We start from the raw sequence: 18387 nt of genomic DNA, 5'->3' as shown, positions 1-18387 counted from the left end.
TTTAATGTTCAATTTTTTTCAGTGAAAATAAATGCACAGCAAATAGCGCCGTTTGAAGCCGAGGGAGTGGTGTATCATGCCGATACCTGTTTGCCCTTGGTTGATGCCGTAAATAGAAAGAAGTTAAAGTTTAAAGCTTTGGCTAGGTATACTTATCCGGGAGACCGCTTGACGGACGATACTCTTGGCTTGAATAGTGTAGGGTATTGGGATGCTAATGAGCCTCAGGATTGGGGTCTGGATTGGCATAGAAATGAAGGAATAGAAATTCATTTTTTAGAATCTGGTTCTATGCCCTATTCCCAAGAAGGAAAGGATATGATGTTGTTTCCTAATAGTTTAACGGTTACGAGACCTTGGGAAGCACATAAGGTGGGGGATCCAAAAATTGGAATGGGTAAGTTCTATTGGGTTATTTTGGATTTAGGGGTGAGGAGGCCGCACCAGAAGTGGGTATGGCCAGAATGGATTATGTTGGCGCCAAATGATTTGGAGCGATTGACCACCATTTTAAGGCAAAACGAAAAGGTGCATTGGAAAGCGGATAATAGAATTCGCGATTGTTTTCAGCGTATAAGTCAGGTAGTTAATACAGATGACGATGGTAGTAATGCGTCAAGGATAAGGCTGTTGATTAATTATTTGTTGATTTTGCTGTTGGACTTGTTGAATTCTGAAGATGTGACCTTAAACGAAGACCTTATTGATAGTTCAAGAAGTGTGCAGCTGTTTTTGAAGGAATTGGATAAAAACCTTTCTGACGATTGGACAATCGGTAAGATGGCCAAATCTGCTGGGGTTGGCTTAACCAGGTTTACTCACCATTGTAAAAGGCTAACCAATTTAACGCCAATGCGATATTTAATGATTAAAAGAGTGGAGTTATCAAAGACCTTGTTAATAGAGGCTCCCGATTTAAGTATTGCTGAAATTGCTTTTAGTTGTGGCTTTTCAACAAGCCAATATTTTTCGACCGTTTTTAAAAAGCATGAAAAATGTACACCTATTGAATATAGGGATAGGTTTTTGGTTGAAGAAAGTTTGGAACTTGAAATGCACTAGATTTCCTGTTAAAATAATTGTATAAATCCTTTCACTGAATAAAAATAAACAAGAGTTGGCGATTGATTTTTTATTTTCACGATAATTAATTTCAAATCGTGTAATAAGCCATAACAGCATTTAAGGTATTGTTGTTTTTTTTGGAGGATTGCGTGATGTTAAAATAAAACAGATGGAATTTAAAAAGTCAATTATTAAAATGTCTACAATTGCCTTGACGCTACTAGTGGTTGTTTCTTGTGCAAATGGAAAGAAAAAAGAAGCTATGAACAATTCAGTTGAAAAAATGGATGCCACTCCCTTTTTTAAAATCTCCTTAGCACAATGGTCTTTGCATAGAAAAATAAGAAGCGGGGAAATTAGTCCTTTCGATTTTGCCAAAGAAGCCCACAGTTTAGGTTTTCAGGCTATCGAATATGTTAGCGGACTCTATAAGAAAGAGGTGGAAGAGTTGGGGATTGATGAAGTTGTTAATAGATTGAAAGCTGCAAGTGAAAAGCACGGTGTGAAAAACCTTTTAATAATGGTTGATGGTGAAGGTAATTTAGCTTCGAGTAATGTTGAAGAGCAAGATGCTGCCGTAGAAAACCATAAAAAATGGGTAGATGCTGCTAAAACCTTGGGATGTCATTCTGTTAGGGTTAATGCCCATGGCGATGGGACTTACGATGAAGTATTGAACCAAGCAGTTCAGGGCTTGGGCAAATTATCTGAGTATGCCAAAACTAAAGGTATTAATGTTTTAGTGGAAAATCATGGGGGGTATACTTCTAACGGTGAATGGTTATCGTCTGTCATGAAACAAGTCAATATGTCTAACTGTGGCACGCTCCCCGATTTTGGTAACTTTTGTATAAAAGGAGGTGTCCACAACTGCAACGAAGAATATGATAGATATAAAGGCGTTGAAGAATTAATGCCTTTTGCCAAAGCAATAAGCGCTAAGTCATACGACTTTGATGAAGCTGGTAATGAAACCAAAATAGATTATGCCAAAATGCTTAAAATCGTGAAAGATGCTGGGTATACAGGATATATAGATGTAGAGTATGAGGGAGATAGATTAAGTGAGGATGAAGGTATTCTTGCTACTAAAAAACTACTTGAAAAAGTGGGAACAGAAATGAACTAACCAAACTAAACTAAACCATAAATATGGAAACTATAAACAAAAACAAACTTTTTTTAGCAAGTTGCCTGGCATTAATTGTTACAGCGATGACCTTTGCTATTAGGGCAGGGATTTTAGGCCAATTAGGAAACGATTTTCAGTTATCCGATACAGAATTAGGTTGGGTGAATAGTATGGCTTTTCTTGGCTTTCCAATAGCTACCATATTTGGGGGATTGGTGTACAATTCAGTAGGCCCACGTAAGCTCATGGTGATAGCATTTGTATCACATCTAATAGGGTTGGTGCTTACTATTTTTGCTGGTGGATTTTGGACATTGCTTATATCAACCTTTTTTATTGGTTTTGCTAATGGTTCGGTAGAAGCAGCCTGTAATCCGCTTATTGCCGAAATGTATACGGATAACCGCACAACCATGCTAAATAAATTTCATGTTTGGTTTCCGGGAGGAATTGTAATTGGAGCATTGATTTCAAAGTTTATGACCGATTTTGACATGGGATGGCAACTGCAAATAGGCGTTATGTTAATTCCGACGTTGCTTTATGGTATCTTATTCTTTGGACAAACATTTCCTAAAAGTGAAAATATCGTGTCTGATACTAAGGTAAATATTAAAAGTTTGCTGTCGCCACTATTCATTTTTATGGTGGTTTGTATGACCCTTACCGCTACTACAGAATTAGGAACCCAGCAATGGGTTGAAAAAATACTGGGCAACTCTGGTGCCAGTCCTATGTTAATTTTAGCGATGGTAACAGGCTTAATGGCTGTTGGACGCTACTTTGCAGGGCCAATCATCCATAAGTTAAATCCTCCGGGCGTATTGTTAATGTCTTCAATTATCGCTACAATAGCAATCTACATGATGAGTACTGCTACAGGTGGAATGGTCTATGTGGCTGCTATCCTATTTGCTATTGGCGTGTGTTATTTCTGGCCTACCATGATTGGTTTTGTAAGTGAATATGTTCCAAATACAGGCGCATTAGGCATGTCTTTAATTGGAGGTGCAGGTATGTTTGCAACTAGTATTTGGCAACCTGTAATAGGCTCATGGCTGGATAATGCTAAGGCAACAGCATTGGAATCTGGGGTGGCTTTGGAGCAAGCTGAATTATTAGCGGGACAGGAAACCTTAAGTAACATAGCCTTTTTTCCATTGGCATTAATACTCCTGTTTGGTATTTTGTTTACCCAGCGTAAAAAATTAGAAGCGAATCGTGTGTAGATTGCTTAAAAGTTATAAATAAATTCTAGAAACGAATAATGGCAAAAAAAATAAAGTTAGGAATTATTGGAGGGGGAGGAGACTCCTTAATTGGGGTGCTTCATAGAATAGCTTCCTTTATAAATGATAATTATGAAATAGTAGGAGCGGTTTTTAATCCGGTTTGGGAAGATAATATCAATTTTGCAAAACAAATAGGAATCAATACCGATCGTATTTATGTTGATTTTGACACCTTAATAGAAGAAGAACTTAAACTGCCCAAAGAAGAACGAATACAGGTTTGTTCTGTGCTTACGCCAAACTTTTTACATTTTCCTATGGCTAAAAAGCTCTTGGAGAATGGTTTTCAGGTTATTTGTGAAAAGCCTATGACCACAACCTTCAGTGAAGCGAAGATATTGCAATCAGTGTTAGAAGAACATAATGCGGTATTTGCTGTTACCCATACCTATACTGGCTATCCAATGGTGCGCCAAATGCGGGAAATGATCAAGGCGGGAGCGCTTGGCAAAATTCAAAAAATAGATGCACAGTATTACCAAGGATGGTTAAATCCTGTTATACATGAACAGGAAAAGCGCGCTTCCACCTGGCGGTTAAATCCGGAAAAGGCTGGGATAAGTTGTTGTTTTGGTGATATTGGAGTGCATGCTTTCAATATGATTGAGTTTACTACTGGTATGCAAATAGATGCTATTCTGGCAGATCTTAATTATTTATATGAAGATAATAAAATGGATATCGATGGAACTGCCTTACTTCGTTTTAATACCAATGCTAAAGGCGTTATTCGCTCCAGTCAAATAGCTACTGGGGAAGAGAATAATTTAGCCATAGCCATTTATGGAGATAAAGGGGGATTTAGATGGGAACAGGAAAATCCCAATTATCTATATGTGCTTAGCGATGAAAAACCCGTACAAGTTTATAAACCTGGGCATGTCTATAATTCTGACCTATCACTGGATGGAACAAAATTACCACCAGGACATCCTGAAGGGATCTTTGATGCAATGGCTAATATATATTTAGGTGTGGCCAGGGCGATTCGAGGAGAAGCCTACAATTCAGGAGAATTTCCAACAATGATGGATGGTGTTCGAGGTATGAGTTTTATTGAAAAAGCTGTGGAGTCCCATCAAAAAGGAAACGTTTGGTTGAAGATTGAAGACTAAAGTAAACACGTTTTATACTAAAATGGAATTCTGCCGAATACTAAATAAGGACCATAAATGTCCTTTAAATATTAAAAATAAATGAAAACAATAAAAGGCCCTGCGGTTTTTTTAGCACAATTTGCAGGTAATGAAGCACCGTTTAACAGTTTGGATGGGATGTGCGAATGGGCCGCAAATTTAGGGTATAAAGGGATTCAAATACCTACTTGGGAATCCAATTTAATAGATGTTGAAAAGGCTGCAGAAAGCCAAACCTATTGCGACGAATTAAAAGGCAAAGTAAATGCTTATGGGTTAGAGATAACCGAGCTTTCTACACACTTGCAGGGACAATTGGTTGCCGTTCATCCGGCCTATGACGTGATGTTCGATGGTTTTGCGCCAGAAGCCGTGAGAAATAATCCGAAAGCCAGAACAGCTTGGGCTATAGATTTTGTAAAGAAATCCGGAACAGCAAGTAGAAGGTTGGGCTTAAATGCCCATGCAACATTTTCTGGAGCTTTATTGTGGCCTACCGTTTATCCATGGCCGCAACGCCCAAATGGGTTAGTGGATATGGGGTTCGATGAACTGGCCAACCGATGGTTGCCTATATTGAATCATTTTGATGAGCAAGGTGTAGATGTCTGCTATGAACTTCATCCAGGGGAAGATTTACATGATGGGATTACTTTCGAACGGTTTTTAGAAGCTACTGGAAACCACAATAGAGCAAGTATACTTTACGACCCCAGCCATTTTGTATTACAGCAATTGGATTACCTTACGTTTATCGATTACTATCATGAGCGTATTAAAGCCTTTCATGTAAAAGATGCAGAGTTCAACCCTACAGGTAAACAAGGGGTTTATGGTGGATATGCCGATTGGAAAGACCGCGCTGGACGTTTCCGCTCATTAGGCGATGGGCAAGTGGATTTTAATGGTATTTTTTCAAAACTAACCAAATACGGATGCGATGTTTGGGCCGTTATGGAATGGGAGTGTTGCATTAAATCTTCAGAGCAAGGCGCTAGGGAAGGGGCTCCTTTCATTCAAAAGCATATTATTGAAGCGGTACAACGCAGTTTTGATGATTTTGCTGGAGGGGAAACTGATAAAGAACAATTAAAAAAAATACTGGGACTATAAATTAATCAATCTTTTTTAAACTAATTAAACCATGCAAATAAAAGAAGCTCCAGAAACGTTCGATGTTATTATAGTAGGTTCTGGTGCTGGGGGAGGTATGGCAACTAAAATACTTTCTGAAGCTGGTTTAAATATAGCAGTTATTGAGGCTGGACCGTTTTTCGATCCAGCTAATCCCGAGTCAAGAACACAGTTAAAATGGTCTTACGAATCGCCAAGGAGAGGCGCAAGCTCTACTAGGGATTTTGGGGATTTTGATGCCGCTTATGGAGGCTGGAATATTGAAGGTGAGCCATACACCAAGAAGAATGGGACAAAATTTGATTGGTTTCGCTCCAGAATGCTTGGAGGAAGGACCAATCATTGGGGACGCATTTCATTGCGGTTTGGGCCCTTGGACTTTAAACGAAAAAGTTTAGATGGCTTAGGTGATGATTGGCCTATTTCCTATGATGATGTAAAACCTTATTACGATAAAGTAGATAAGCTTATTGGTGTTTTTGGAAGTAATGAAAATTTACCCAATGACCCCGATGGCTTCTTTTTACCTGCCCCTAAGCCAAGGCTCCATGAAATGTATTATATAAAAGGCGCCAGAAAAGCTAATGTGCCCGTGTACCCCTCACGATTGTCCATACTAACAAAAGCGATCAATAACGAGCGCGGCGTTTGTTTTTATTGTAGTCAGTGTAATAGGTCATGCAGTGCATATGCCGATTTTTCATCTGGCTCCTGCCTTATTTTTCCAGCCCAAAAATCTGGAGGACAAATCAGGCTCTATACAGATTCTATGGTTAGGGAGGTTGTTACAGATGATTCCGGAAAGGCAACAGGTGTTATTTTTATAAATAAACAAGATAGAAAAGAATATAAGTTAAATGCCAGGGTAATTGTTTTAGCGGCATCGGCGTGCAGTTCAGCTCGAATTTTATTAAATTCCAAAAGTAAAATTCATAAAGACGGCTTAGGAAATAGTAGCGGATTGGTTGGTAGGTATTTACATGATTCTACGGGCGCGGGACGTGCTGCATTTGTGCCCGATTTAATGAATAGGGAAACCTATAATGAAGATGGCGTTGGGGGAATGCATGTCTATACCCCATGGTGGGGAGATAATAAAAAATTAAATTTCCCGAGAGGTTACCATATCGAGATTTCTGGAGGATTGCGAATGCCTGCATACGGCTTCGGTTTTGATATGGATGTTTTAAATAAGTTTATAGGGGCTCGTGTTGGAGGTTACGGAAATGGTTTAAGAGATGACGTAAAGAAGTTTTATGGAGCCATAATAGGTTTGTCTGGTCGTGGCGAAAGTATTCCATTAGAAAGTAATTATTGTGAAATTGACCCTGATGTTGTTGATGAATGGGGGATTCCTGTGTTAAGGTTCCATTATCAATGGAGTAAGCATGAAAGATTACAGGCTAAGCATATGCACGATACTTTTGAAGAGATTATAGACGGTATGGGAGGATATGCATTAGGCGATATGCCTACGGAAGCAGACGATTTTGGATTGTTGGCCCCGGGTAGAATTATACACGAAGTGGGAACTACGCGTATGGGGAACGATCCGAAAAAATCTGTGACAAATAAGTACCAACAATTACATGATGTAGATAATGTTTTTATCGTAGATGCGGGGCCCTTTGTATCCCAAGCAGATAAAAACCCAACGTGGACCATACTGGCATTGTCATGGCGAACCTGCGATTATATTGTTGGTGAATTGAAAAGACAAAACATTTAGTAATTTCTAGGGATGAATAGACGAGATAGTTTAAAGTCAATACTATTAGGTTCGGTTGCTACAGGGCTTGCACTGAATGGTTGCTCCTCTAATGAGACAAAACCCGAAGGGATGCCTAAACCCGATGACACTCCTTTGTATGGAAGAACTGAAAGCGAGAAGTTAAGGGATAAAGAGTTATTCGAATCTATATTCTTTAACGAACATGAGCTTTTAACAATAGCTGTTCTTTGCGATATCATATTGCCCAAGAGTCCAGCTTATGCATCGGCAACCGAAGCAGATACTGTTGCATTTATAGAGTTTATTGTAAAAGATATACAGGAGCATCAAATCCCCATGAGAGGAGGGTTAATGTGGTTAGATAGTTTTAGTAATAAATTGTACAACAAGGAATTCATTAAGTGTTCAGAAGAAGAGCAATTTTACATTTGCGACCAAATAGCCTATCCCGGGCAAACAAAACCTGAGTTAATACAAGGAGAAGCATTTTTTACCAGATTACGTAATTTAACACTTACGGGTTACTATACTTCAAAAATAGGAATAGATGAACTGGGGTATAAAGGTAATACATCAAATGTTTGGGATGGTGTGCCAGATCATATCCTAAAAAAGCATGGGTTTGAATATGAAGAAGAATGGTTGGCTAAATGCGTAGACCAATCGAAAAGAGGGGATGTAGCCCAATGGGATGATAAGGGTAATTTAATTAGTTAGACACATAATTTATATAAAAAAAAATTAAAGCTAGTACATATGAGATCATTTTTTTATTTGTTAATAACCTTAGTAATTACAGTTTCTTGTAAACAAAAAAAAGAGAATGTTGCTGTTGAAGAAAATCCAGCTGGAATTGTTGAAACCGATGTGGCAAAGGAGTGGATTACACTGTTTGATGGCAATTCACTTGATAATTGGCGAGGCTATCGTATGGATGAAATGCCTTCGGAATGGATCATTGAAGAAGGCGCTATGGCTTTCAAACCGGGTGAAACTGGCGGAAAAAATATTATCACAAAACAGAAGTTTACCAATTTTGTATTGTCTTTAGAATGGAAAATCTCAGAAGGAGGCAATAGTGGAATTTTTTGGAGTGTTTTTGAAGATGAAAAATTCAATGAAGCTTATCAAACCGGCCCAGAAATTCAGGTGTTGGATAATGCAAAGCATCCCGATTCTTTTGTGGAAGGTGGAACGCACAAAGCGGGTTCCCTATATGATATGATTGCTTGCCCAGATACTTTAATAAAACCGGCAGGTGAATGGAATCTATGTGTTTTGGAAGTGAATCACAAAACAAACCAAGGGAAAGTTTCGATGAATGGAACCGAAGTCATGACATTTCCCGTTCATGGTGAAGGTTGGGATAAGATGGTAGACAATTCCAAATTTAAAGGCTGGGAAGGCTTTGGTAAATATCAAACTGGTCATATAGGCTTGCAGGATCATGGCAATCCTGTTTGGTTCAGAAACATCAAAATCAAAGAACTTTAGTTTTGTAAAGATTGTTACTATATAGATTGTTATGAAGTGTTTTTTAATGGTTTTGGGAATTTTTATGTCTGTTTCGGTTTGCGTGCAAGCACAAGGTAATGACCATGTAACAGAGCCAGCCACACCTGAGGCAACGGAATTTTATAAGCCGGTACCTAAAACAGTAGTGCCAGGAAGTCATAATTCGGCGCCCTCTGATGCCATTGTACTTTTTGACGGTTCCAATTTCGATGCATGGGAATCATCCAAAGATAAAGGTAAGGTGAATTGGTTGTTAAATACCGATGGTAGTATGACCGTTAAGGATAAGTCTGGTAATATCCAAACCAAACGTAAGTTTGGAAGTGTTCAGTTGCACATCGAATGGCGATCTCCAAAGGAGGTAAGAGGAATAGGTCAGCATAGAGCTAATAGCGGTGTATTTTTACAGGAACGCTATGAAGTTCAGGTATTGGATAATAACGATAATGAGACCTATGTGAATGGTCAGGTAGGGGCCATATACAAACAACATGTGCCTTTGGCTAAAGCTTCGGTGCCGTCTGGCGAATGGAATACCTATGATATTATTTACCATGCTCCACAATTTAATGCTAATGGCGTTAAAACAAAATCGGCCACCATTACAGTACTGCATAATAATGTGCTTATTCAGGATCATGTAGAAATACAAGGAACAACAGAGTACATAGGTTGGCCCAAAAACGAGCCCCATGGAAAGGCGGCTTTAATGCTTCAGGATCATGGCGATAACAGTGGCGTTAGCTATCGTAATATTTGGGTTAGGGAGTTTAGGTGATCTTTCAAAGCTATTTTCTTAATTTGCCTCTAATTAGAGAATAAGCTTTTGTTATATGGGCTTCTACAGATTTAATAGATGTGTTTAAGTATTCAGCTATTTCTATATTGGTTAAACCGTCTTTTTTGCTTAACATAAAAACACGTTTGCATTTTGGGGGTAGATTCTCTATCTCTTTGGTTATTAGTTCTATTTTTTTCTTAAAAAAATCTTGATCAACATTTTCAGCCTCTTCTTTAAGGGCCTCTGCTTGAAATTTTTCTAATATAGACACAAATTGGTTCCTGTGGTACTGGTTAATAAATTCATTGTAAACCGATTTATAAAGAAAGCCATTCAAAGAAAAATCAGAACGCAACTTTTTTCTATACTCCCATGTCCTCAAAAATACATTTTGAACAATGTCTTGTGTCATGGTATGGTCGTTAGTTAAGCTTAGGGCATAAACGAATAGCTTTTTATAATAAATGTCTACCAAATAGTTGTATGCTTCTTTATCACCATCTTTAAGGCATTCAATAAAACTATTGTGGTCTTTAAAAAGATCGTCCATATATGTTGCAGAAAAACTTGAGAAAATATACGTAAAAGTCTTAAAAAAATATAAAATCAAAAAAAAATTAGTGAAAAAGTTAGGGTTGTGTAAATTTCGTTTGTATTAAGTTAAAATAATGTTATGATACCAGGAAGTATTGAGAAAATTATAGTTAGATATTTATCTAAATCGGCATCATCTAAAGATTTGGATAAATTGATTGAATGGGTGAAGACACCAGAGAATAAATTGCTTTTTAAAGATTATTTAAAAGACCACTATGCTATAGTTTTCAGTGTGAATGATCCAGATGCTAAAGCCATAAAAGAACGATTGTATATAGAAATTTCAAAGACAAAGCGTAAAAATGGGAAAAGAATGATATCTGTTTTTAAGTACGCAGCTGTAGTGTCTTTGTTTTTATCAATAGGGTATTATTTCTATCAGAAAAACTTTTTATTAAAGTGGTCTACAGAAAATAATATCACATTACAACTGGAAGATGGGACGATTAAAATCATAGATGATGAAAGCTCGCAAGAGGTTTATAATATTGAAGGGGATGTGATTGGAGTTCAGATAGGAAAGAAACTGTCTTATGATAAGGAATCAGATTTGGACAAATTAGTTTATAATACGTTAACGGTTCCTTACGGTAAACGATTCAATATTGTATTGTCTGATGGAACGTCTGTACATTTAAATGCAGGGACTTCCATAAAATATCCAATTAAGTTTATTAAAGGGGTAAAGAGGCAGGTTTTCCTTAATGATGGAGAAGCTTATTTTGATGTAGCTAAAGATAAAGAACACCCTTTTGAGGTGGAATCAAATGACTTAAATATTCGCGTTTTGGGAACCCAGTTTAATGTGTCTGCCTATCCAGAAGACGAATATATTAAAACGGTACTGGTGGAAGGTTCTGTGGGGCTTTATGCTAGTGATAGTCTAAATAATGAAGTTAGTTCTACTCTATCACCAAATCAAGAAGGTACTTGGGATAAAAATAAAAAACAAATCTTAGTACAAGAAACCACTATTGATAAGCATGTGGCTTGGATTGAAGGCAGACTTATACTGGATGAGGTGAGATTTAACGACATCCTTAAAAAATTGGAAAGGCAATACGATGTAACATTTGCCAATAATTATAAAGCGTTAGAAAGCAGGTATTTTACAGCAAGATTTGATGTAGAAGGTATTGATCAGGTTATGAAAAGTTTAAGTGAAGCGGCGTCTTTTACATATACAATTAATTCCAATAAAATAATTATTAACCCTTAAAACTATTCATATGATTTAAAGTTACACACCATTAAAATTAGAAATCATTTTATAATAGATATTAAAAAAATCGGAAAATGCTGCAACATTTCCCGATTTCATAAAATGATTTAAACACGTCAATTAAGTTAATTTAAACCACAACAAAAGTATGAAAAAATCTATTAATGAGACCGTCATGACCAGGCGTGTCTCTTATCTAAGTTTGAAAATGAGACTCACCGGATTGTTGCTATTGCTTTCAATTTTTCAAATCTATGCAAACGACTCATTTAGCCAAAATGCTAAGGTTTCTCTTAGCATGGATAATGTCACGATATTAGAAGTATTGAATGAAATAGAACACAAAACAGATTATAAGTTCCTGTATGAAAAAGGGATCTTCCCTTTAAATAAAACAGTTAGTGTGTCTTTTAAAGAAAGAAAATTATCTAAGATACTCGATTATGTGTTTGAAGGGCTAAATGTTTCTATACTTTATTTAGAAAAGCAAATAGTAATTAAGCAAAAGAAGCTAAAAAAAACCTTCGATGATAAAAGTAAAATAATAAGAAAACAAGGAATAAAGGTTTCAGGTACCATAACAGATGCTACAGGTATGCCACTAGCGGGAGCCAACATTATTGAAAAAGAAACATCTAATGGTGTCTCAACCGATTTTGATGGAAATTATAACATAACAGTCTCTGGACAATCATCTGTGCTTGTTGTTTCTTTTGTGGGTTATAATTCTAAAGAGATAGTTGTTGGGAACCAAACTGTAATCAATGTTGTATTGGAAGAAGATACTAGCCAGTTAAGCGAAGTTGTGATTACTACGGCATTGGGTATTAAGAGGCAAAGTAAAGAATTGGGGTATGCTGCTCAAAATATAAAGGCAGAAGAAGTTACAATAGCATCTCCTGTAGATGTTGCCCAAGGATTACAAGGTAAGATTGCTGGGTTAAATATCAATACATCTAATGGTATAGGCAATGCATCATCTCGTATTGTTATTAGAGGAAATAATAGTTTGTTTGGGAGAAACCAACCTTTAATAGTTATTGATGGAGCTATTGTTGAAAATACAGAGTTAGAACAAGGCAATGTTGGAAATAACCAAGACTCTTACAGAGATTGGGGTAATTATTTGAGTTACCTTGATATGAGTACAGTAGAAGATATTAACGTATTAAAAGGACCTAGTGCAGCCGCCCTTTATGGGGCACGAGGTGCTAATGGTGTGATCTTGATTACATCTAAGAAAGGTGCTAAAAGAGATGGGGTTGGTATTCAATACAATGTCTCTAGCGTTATTTCGGATGTGTACCGATTTACAGATGTTCAAAATGAGTTTGGAGGTGGTTTTAGAGCGGGATTGTTTACTGCAAATCCTGAGCTTCCTAAAACAGCTGACGGAAAGAGTTTTCCGGCAATTTTATACCCGCAGGCTTGGAGCGGTAACCCTTACCCTGGGGCTTCAGGGGTAGATTCATTTCATGGCACTGTACCTGGAGGATACAATACCTGGGATATTTTTAGCTGGTTTGGAGCAGGATCATCATGGGGTCCTAGACTCGATGGTACGCAAGCTTTATGGTGGGATGGCGAAACAAGGCCTTACTCCCCACAACCTAATAACCGAGAGTACATGTTTAAGCAAGGTTTGGAAACAACTCATAATTTATCGTTTTCATCAGCTAGTGATTTTGGAAGTATAAGGGTGGGATATGTTCACAAAGAAGGCGATGCCGTTGTAGAGAATACAAATTATAAGAGTAATAGCCTCTCATTAGGATCTCATGTGAATATTTCTAGAATTTTAAGTGCAGATATTAATGCAGCCTATAATCAAAATTTTAGATTGAATACACCAGAAATTGGAAATAATAATTCCTGGACCAAATTTAATATCTATGGGATGTCAAGGGAATATAAAGGGCTTGAAAAGGATTTGTATTATGGAGAAGATTTATACGATGGTTATAGAGTGAATTTTGGAGGAGCATACCCTCATGCTGAATATAGTAGGGATTTGTTCTGGGATGTTTATGAAAATAATGACCGTTTATGGAGAGACCAATTCTTGTCCACCATAAAAGTGAATGCAGAAATCACACCATGGTTGAATGCTTTTGTAAGGACATCGGCAGATTTATTAGGAACACGATTTGAAGAAGTCAATAATACATTAAATTCTAATGGTCTTAATGGAGGTTCTTTTAGAAAAACAGTGAGTAAGTCAAGAACATACAATACAGATATCATGGCAACCTTACATAAAGACAATTTTTTAACCGATGGATTTAATGCAAGCCTCACTTTAGGGTATAACAACTATTCAACAAATTCGGCAGGTGTAAAAGGACAGAACTTAGGGCCTTTTAAAGTGCCTAATGTGTATTCGTTGTCTAACTGGACTAATAGAAATAATACTAGAATTGATGAGACACGATATGATATTAAATCATTTTCTTATTTAGGGTTTTTAAATCTGTCTTACAAAGATTATTTATTTTTAGAGGTAACTGGAAGACAAGACCATACTTCTACCTTGCCCCAAGGAGACAATTCAACATTTTATCCGTCGGCAAGTACGTCGTTTGTATTTACTGAAGCACTTGATTTAGGGAGTTTCGAAGAAACCCTTAATTATGGAGCCTTAAGGTTTGCATTGGGTAAAAGTGCCAATGCTGCAGATCCATACCAATTGGATAATACGTATACTACCAGTGCTTATGGAAATGTTACTACTATTTCTAGACCCGATGTTATTCCTCCACAGGAATTAACATTTCAAACATCTGTGTCAAAAGAGGTAGGATTAGCTTTAGGATTCTTTAACAATAGAGTTAATTTTGATGTGACTTATTATGATATAAAATCTGAAAATCAGATTATTACATCTAATATATCACTGGCGTCAGGAGCTGGAAAGGTAAAGATTAACTCTGGAGAGCTTACCAATAAAGGATTTGAGTTTATACTTAATGCCAAAGTTTTAAGAAATGAAAACTTTTCTTGGGATGTGTCTTTAAATGGGTCTAAAAATACTAATAAAGTAGTAGCCTTAGGAGAAGGGGTTGAAGAACAACAAATTGCTACCGTGTTTGGTAGCCTTGGTGCTTTTATGAAAGCATCGGTTGGAGAAAATTATGGAACCATTTATGGAACTGACTTTGAGTTGGATGACCAAGGCAGGCGACAGGTAACCAATATATATAATAAAGATGGTAGTGGCGAAGTTGTAGGGACCCAGTATGTTGTGTCTAATGAGGTAAAGAAGATAGGTAATGCAGCTCCTAAATTAACTGGAGGTCTTGGTAATGTTTTTAGATACAAGAATTTTAGGCTAAGTGCTTTAATGGATTTTAAGTTAGGTGGAGATATTTATTCTGTAGACCATGCCGTTGCTATGGGTAGTGGTTTGTCTCCTGAGACAGCAGCGGCAAGACAAGATGGTGCTGGGTTGCCGTATACTTATCCTGATGGTACTACGGCCAATGTTGGTATGGTTATGGAAGGTTACAATGTTGATGATAACAGAGAGAACGACCGTGTTATTCATCCAGTGTATTATTATGGGATCACTTATGCGGGTTGGTCTCACTTAAATAGACCTAGAAGTTTATCGGTGTTTGAGAACTCTTGGGTTAAGTTAAGAGAGCTTTCACTTACTTATAATGTGCCCCAGGATATTTTAAACAAAACGAAAATACTCCAAAACATGTCTGTATCCTTAGTAGGAAGGAATTTATTCTATTTATATACGACATTGCCACAGAAGTTAAATCCAGAGGGGATAAACGGAACAGGAAATGGCCAAGGCTTACAATGGTCTGCATTCCCAAGCATTAGATCAGTTGGTTTTAATGTTAAGGTAGGGTTTTAATTAATAAAAATAAAGAACATGAAGATAAATAATATAAAAACTATATATAGAAGAGCTTGCACCATATTACTGATGCTTGGTTTGTTATCCATACATTCTTGTGATGATGATTTTGGTGATATCAATCAAAACTATCAAGCCAATCTCTACGAGGCTAATGTTCCGGGATTGTTTGCAGGTTTATTGGAATCCTTACAAAAAGAGGTTACGCATTATAGAGTGCCAGTGGCTTGGTTGTACCAATGGAATCAGCAGGCGGCAATGTATTCTGCTTCGGGATATCGCTTAGATGATAATACCACTGCGGCATGGAAGAACTATTATAAAAACCTAGCGAATTCATATGATATTGAAAATTTGATAGAAGAAGAGGAAGACCCTGCCAGTATGACTAATGTTTTAGCGATGACAAAAGTGATTATAGCTTATAAAACCTTAACAACTACATTGTTATATGGTGATATGCCTTATACGGAAGCCGGTAGAGGGTTTTTTGATACTTCTGCATTCAGGCCGGTTTATGACAACCAACAGTCAATTATGGAAGATGCTATTAACAATCTAACCTGGGCTATGGATAATTTATCCACAAGTTCATCTCAAGTATCTTTAGGAGCCTCTGATGTTCTTTTTGGAGGAGACGTTAGTAAATGGATAAAGTTTGCAAACTCGTTGCGTTTGCGTTACGCTATGGTTATTGTAGACAAAGATGCAGTATTTGCAGAACCTATTATAGGAGATGCTTTAAACAAGCCATTATTAGCCCCTAATGAGAATGTATGGTTAGACCCTGCGGTAACGACTATATTAAACAATAGGGAAGGTTACTTTAGGGGGAACTCTTATATGCGTATGGGGTCTACAATGTTTAATGCTATGTCCAGTACGAATGCTGTTGACGGTTCAGGTATTTATGATTTAAGATGTCCTATTCTTTTTGAGCCCAATGAAGATGATGAATGGGTGCCTTATCCGCAAGTACCTGATACGAACACCCCAACTGTTACAGGTAATCCCCATATTGGAGGAAGGTTGACCGATTGGAATTCAAATAGGTCTAATTTTGCAACGTTTAACGTGTATTACGTCCAAGATCATACCATACCCCAGTTTATCATAACAGGTGCACAAATAAGCTTTTTGAAAGCAGAAATATATAACAGGGGGTTAGCAGGAGTGTCAGCCAGCCCTACTATGGCCAAAACGTTTTATGAAGAAGGCATAACGGCGTCTGTTAATTTCTGGTATAACCATGCTTACAATTCTATTTGGACAGTAAATAAACCTGCAGCTGCAGCCCCAACACCAACAGAATTGAACGATATGTTAACTAATCCAGAAGTAGCTTACAGTGCAGATGCGGCGACAGCTTTAAGTCAAATCTATAAGCAAAGCTGGATAGCAATGATACATCAGCCATTTGAAGCTTGGAATTTGCAGAGAAGAACAAATAATGCAACACCTAATGTACCATTGCCATCTACTAGTTTAGTGACCGATTTTAACAGGTTAACTTACCCGCCATCAGAGCGAGAAACAAATCGTACTAATTGGACAGCAGTTACAGGGGGTACAGATTCTGAAAAAGTAAAAATATGGATACAACCATAATTTATTAATATTGTTTTTAGTAGTTTGTTTTGATCAAAAGAAAGCTCCGGAGCAAAGTGTCGGGGCTTTCTGTTTTTGAATGGTTATGCAAACCCTTTGGAAAAGGAATCTAAATAATAGAATTTTAGTGTTTAACTCTTAACATTAAAATCAGGTAAATTAGCTGAGGCCTTAGCAACCTTTGTTTCACGTTTCTTAGAGAATTTATAAGTTAGGTTAAAGTTTATCAGGTAATCGGCAAAAGCGGCATCGCCATGTCTGTAGACTCCAGTTTCGACGGTTCTTTGTTTGTCAAGGTAGCTTTGTGTCCTGTTTCGTTCCAGGGCAATAGGAACATTTAAGCTCATCACTAAATTGTCGACACTGTAATTAAGGCCAGGATCTACTGAGACAACATAGCCTGGACGCCTGTAACCTGCGCTGCCTCCTATTAAATCAGTCGAAGGGACACCTTCCAATCTACCGCCTAAATACACGTTTAATCCTTTTAGTTTAGAAAAATACAGAACCCCCAATTGCGCAGCATATTGATCGGGAACCGAAAATTCACTAGAACCATTGCGTGTTAACACTCCATTGGTTTCCCTTGGATTAAATAAGTAGTATAATGTTGTTGTTAGCATAAAATGATGGGACATAGTATGATAGCCTTGGAAATCTAAATTAAACCCTAGGCCACCGTCTCCGGGTTGAATAGATTGGTCTACTACTTTGTCAGCCGTCATGTCTTTGTTATCTCCCTGGTTGTAAAAGGTGTCTGTATAACTGTAATCGCCGGTGGGTAATTTGATGCCAGCTCCCAAGGCAAAATTAAAAGGCTTGCTATTTGGCTTAACCAACCAATACCCCGCGCCCAATCGTATATCTGCAAGACCGCTGGAACGTGTGTTGTGTCTGTCGTCCAAACGATTGCCCCCGTGTTCGTACAGTGATGACCTTATGTGGGCGACAAACGGAATTAACAAATTAGCATAAAACCGTTCAGAAATACCATAGTTAAATGTAACATCAGAGAAATAGGAGTCATTTATAACCTGTGTGCCATCTTCAATTCTGTGGGTCTCCTCTTCTTTGCCTCTAAAATGCCGAAACGATTCAAAATATCTAAAATTGGAACCTACGGTAAATTCTCCTTGTTTTAGGTTTATGCCATTGTCCATCATTTGTCCTGCACTGCACGATGAATAACCACGAATGGCAACACAACCTTGAGCGATTAACTCAGTTGTACAAAAATGAGAACATAACACTGTAAAAACGATAACTTTTAATTTTCTACTTAACATAAATAAAGTGTTAAGG

General features: G+C 37.4%; 14 protein-coding genes. 12 read left to right on the top strand and 2 right to left on the bottom strand.

Going from position 1 to position 18387, the window contains the following annotated elements; genetic code table 11:
* The first annotated feature begins 21 nt into the window (after positions 1-21).
* From MR062_RS17670 to MR062_RS03720, 9 genes are all read left to right on the top strand, one after another.
* Positions 22-1062: a helix-turn-helix domain-containing protein gene (locus MR062_RS17670; RefSeq protein WP_242202746.1), complete on the top strand. Its 1041-nt coding sequence runs from the start codon at positions 22-24 to the stop codon at positions 1060-1062.
* A 172-nt stretch (positions 1063-1234) separates the two neighbouring features.
* Positions 1235-2194: a sugar phosphate isomerase/epimerase family protein gene (locus MR062_RS03755; RefSeq protein WP_242202745.1), complete on the top strand. Its 960-nt coding sequence runs from the start codon at positions 1235-1237 to the stop codon at positions 2192-2194.
* 23 nt (positions 2195-2217) lie between these two features.
* Entirely contained in the window at positions 2218-3426 is a 1209-nt protein-coding gene (locus MR062_RS03750) for an MFS transporter (protein WP_242202744.1), read from the top strand.
* 38 nt (positions 3427-3464) lie between these two features.
* A complete protein-coding gene (locus MR062_RS03745) occupies positions 3465-4604 on the top strand; it encodes a Gfo/Idh/MocA family protein (protein WP_242202743.1) in 1140 nt (379 codons plus the stop codon).
* A gap of 81 nt (positions 4605-4685) precedes the next feature.
* Positions 4686-5738, top strand: coding sequence for a sugar phosphate isomerase/epimerase family protein (locus tag MR062_RS03740; RefSeq protein ID WP_242202742.1), 1053 nt, complete (start codon positions 4686-4688; stop codon positions 5736-5738).
* A 31-nt stretch (positions 5739-5769) separates the two neighbouring features.
* Complete coding sequence (locus tag MR062_RS03735) at positions 5770-7488, top strand: GMC family oxidoreductase (protein WP_242202741.1); 1719 nt, start codon at positions 5770-5772, stop codon at positions 7486-7488.
* Positions 7489-7500: 12 nt separating this feature from the next.
* Positions 7501-8208 (top strand): gluconate 2-dehydrogenase subunit 3 family protein, encoded by a 708-nt coding sequence (locus MR062_RS03730; RefSeq protein ID WP_242202740.1) that lies wholly within the window; start codon positions 7501-7503, stop codon positions 8206-8208.
* Between the two features lie 39 nt (positions 8209-8247).
* Positions 8248-8985 carry a 3-keto-disaccharide hydrolase gene (locus MR062_RS03725; RefSeq protein ID WP_242202739.1) on the top strand — a complete coding sequence of 246 codons (738 nt, stop codon included), beginning with the start codon at positions 8248-8250 and terminating at the stop codon, positions 8983-8985.
* A 64-nt stretch (positions 8986-9049) separates the two neighbouring features.
* Entirely contained in the window at positions 9050-9784 is a 735-nt protein-coding gene (locus MR062_RS03720; RefSeq protein ID WP_242202865.1) for a 3-keto-disaccharide hydrolase, read from the top strand.
* A gap of 10 nt (positions 9785-9794) precedes the next feature.
* Here MR062_RS03720 and MR062_RS03715 read toward each other — a convergent pair whose 3' ends face one another.
* Entirely contained in the window at positions 9795-10337 is a 543-nt protein-coding gene (locus MR062_RS03715) for an RNA polymerase sigma factor (RefSeq protein WP_242202738.1), read from the bottom strand.
* A gap of 123 nt (positions 10338-10460) precedes the next feature.
* On the opposite strand from MR062_RS03715, the gene MR062_RS03710 reads away from it, so the two are divergent.
* From MR062_RS03710 to MR062_RS03700, 3 genes are all read left to right on the top strand, one after another.
* A complete protein-coding gene (locus MR062_RS03710) occupies positions 10461-11603 on the top strand; it encodes a FecR family protein (protein WP_242202737.1) in 1143 nt (380 codons plus the stop codon).
* 151 nt (positions 11604-11754) lie between these two features.
* Positions 11755-15474, top strand: coding sequence for a SusC/RagA family TonB-linked outer membrane protein (locus tag MR062_RS03705; RefSeq protein ID WP_242202736.1), 3720 nt, complete (start codon positions 11755-11757; stop codon positions 15472-15474).
* A gap of 18 nt (positions 15475-15492) precedes the next feature.
* Positions 15493-17085 (top strand): SusD/RagB family nutrient-binding outer membrane lipoprotein, encoded by a 1593-nt coding sequence (locus MR062_RS03700; RefSeq protein ID WP_242202735.1) that lies wholly within the window; start codon positions 15493-15495, stop codon positions 17083-17085.
* Positions 17086-17216: 131 nt separating this feature from the next.
* Here the strand turns inward: MR062_RS03700 and MR062_RS03695 are convergent, their stop codons facing one another.
* Positions 17217-18371, bottom strand: coding sequence for a transporter (locus MR062_RS03695; RefSeq protein WP_242202734.1), 1155 nt, complete (start codon positions 18369-18371; stop codon positions 17217-17219).
* Positions 18372-18387 lie beyond the last annotated feature (16 nt).

Origin of the sequence: Aestuariivivens insulae (assembly GCF_022662195.1) — a bacterium.
Classification (GTDB): Bacteria; Bacteroidota; Bacteroidia; order Flavobacteriales; family Flavobacteriaceae; genus Aestuariivivens; species Aestuariivivens insulae.
This window is presented reverse-complemented; position numbering and strand designations above follow the sequence as displayed.

Bases quoted from the DNA above. Each gene is read 5' to 3' on its own strand.
- MR062_RS03750 (WP_242202744.1), top strand. From the start codon at position 2,218: ATGGAAACTATAAACAAAAACAAACTTTTTTTAGCAAGTTGCCTGGCA.
- MR062_RS03725 (WP_242202739.1), top strand. From the start codon at position 8,248: ATGAGATCATTTTTTTATTTGTTAATAACCTTAGTAATTACAGTTTCT.
- MR062_RS03700 (WP_242202735.1), top strand. From the start codon at position 15,493: ATGAAGATAAATAATATAAAAACTATATATAGAAGAGCTTGCACCATA.
- MR062_RS03735 (WP_242202741.1), top strand. From the start codon at position 5,770: ATGCAAATAAAAGAAGCTCCAGAAACGTTCGATGTTATTATAGTAGGT.
- MR062_RS03695 (WP_242202734.1), bottom strand. From the start codon at position 18,371: ATGTTAAGTAGAAAATTAAAAGTTATCGTTTTTACAGTGTTATGTTCT.
- MR062_RS03705 (WP_242202736.1), top strand. From the start codon at position 11,755: ATGAAAAAATCTATTAATGAGACCGTCATGACCAGGCGTGTCTCTTAT.
- MR062_RS03755 (WP_242202745.1), top strand. From the start codon at position 1,235: ATGGAATTTAAAAAGTCAATTATTAAAATGTCTACAATTGCCTTGACG.
- MR062_RS03730 (WP_242202740.1), top strand. From the start codon at position 7,501: ATGAATAGACGAGATAGTTTAAAGTCAATACTATTAGGTTCGGTTGCT.
- MR062_RS03745 (WP_242202743.1), top strand. From the start codon at position 3,465: ATGGCAAAAAAAATAAAGTTAGGAATTATTGGAGGGGGAGGAGACTCC.
- MR062_RS03715 (WP_242202738.1), bottom strand. From the start codon at position 10,337: ATGGACGATCTTTTTAAAGACCACAATAGTTTTATTGAATGCCTTAAA.
- MR062_RS03710 (WP_242202737.1), top strand. From the start codon at position 10,461: ATGATACCAGGAAGTATTGAGAAAATTATAGTTAGATATTTATCTAAA.
- MR062_RS03720 (WP_242202865.1), top strand. From the start codon at position 9,050: ATGTCTGTTTCGGTTTGCGTGCAAGCACAAGGTAATGACCATGTAACA.
- MR062_RS03740 (WP_242202742.1), top strand. From the start codon at position 4,686: ATGAAAACAATAAAAGGCCCTGCGGTTTTTTTAGCACAATTTGCAGGT.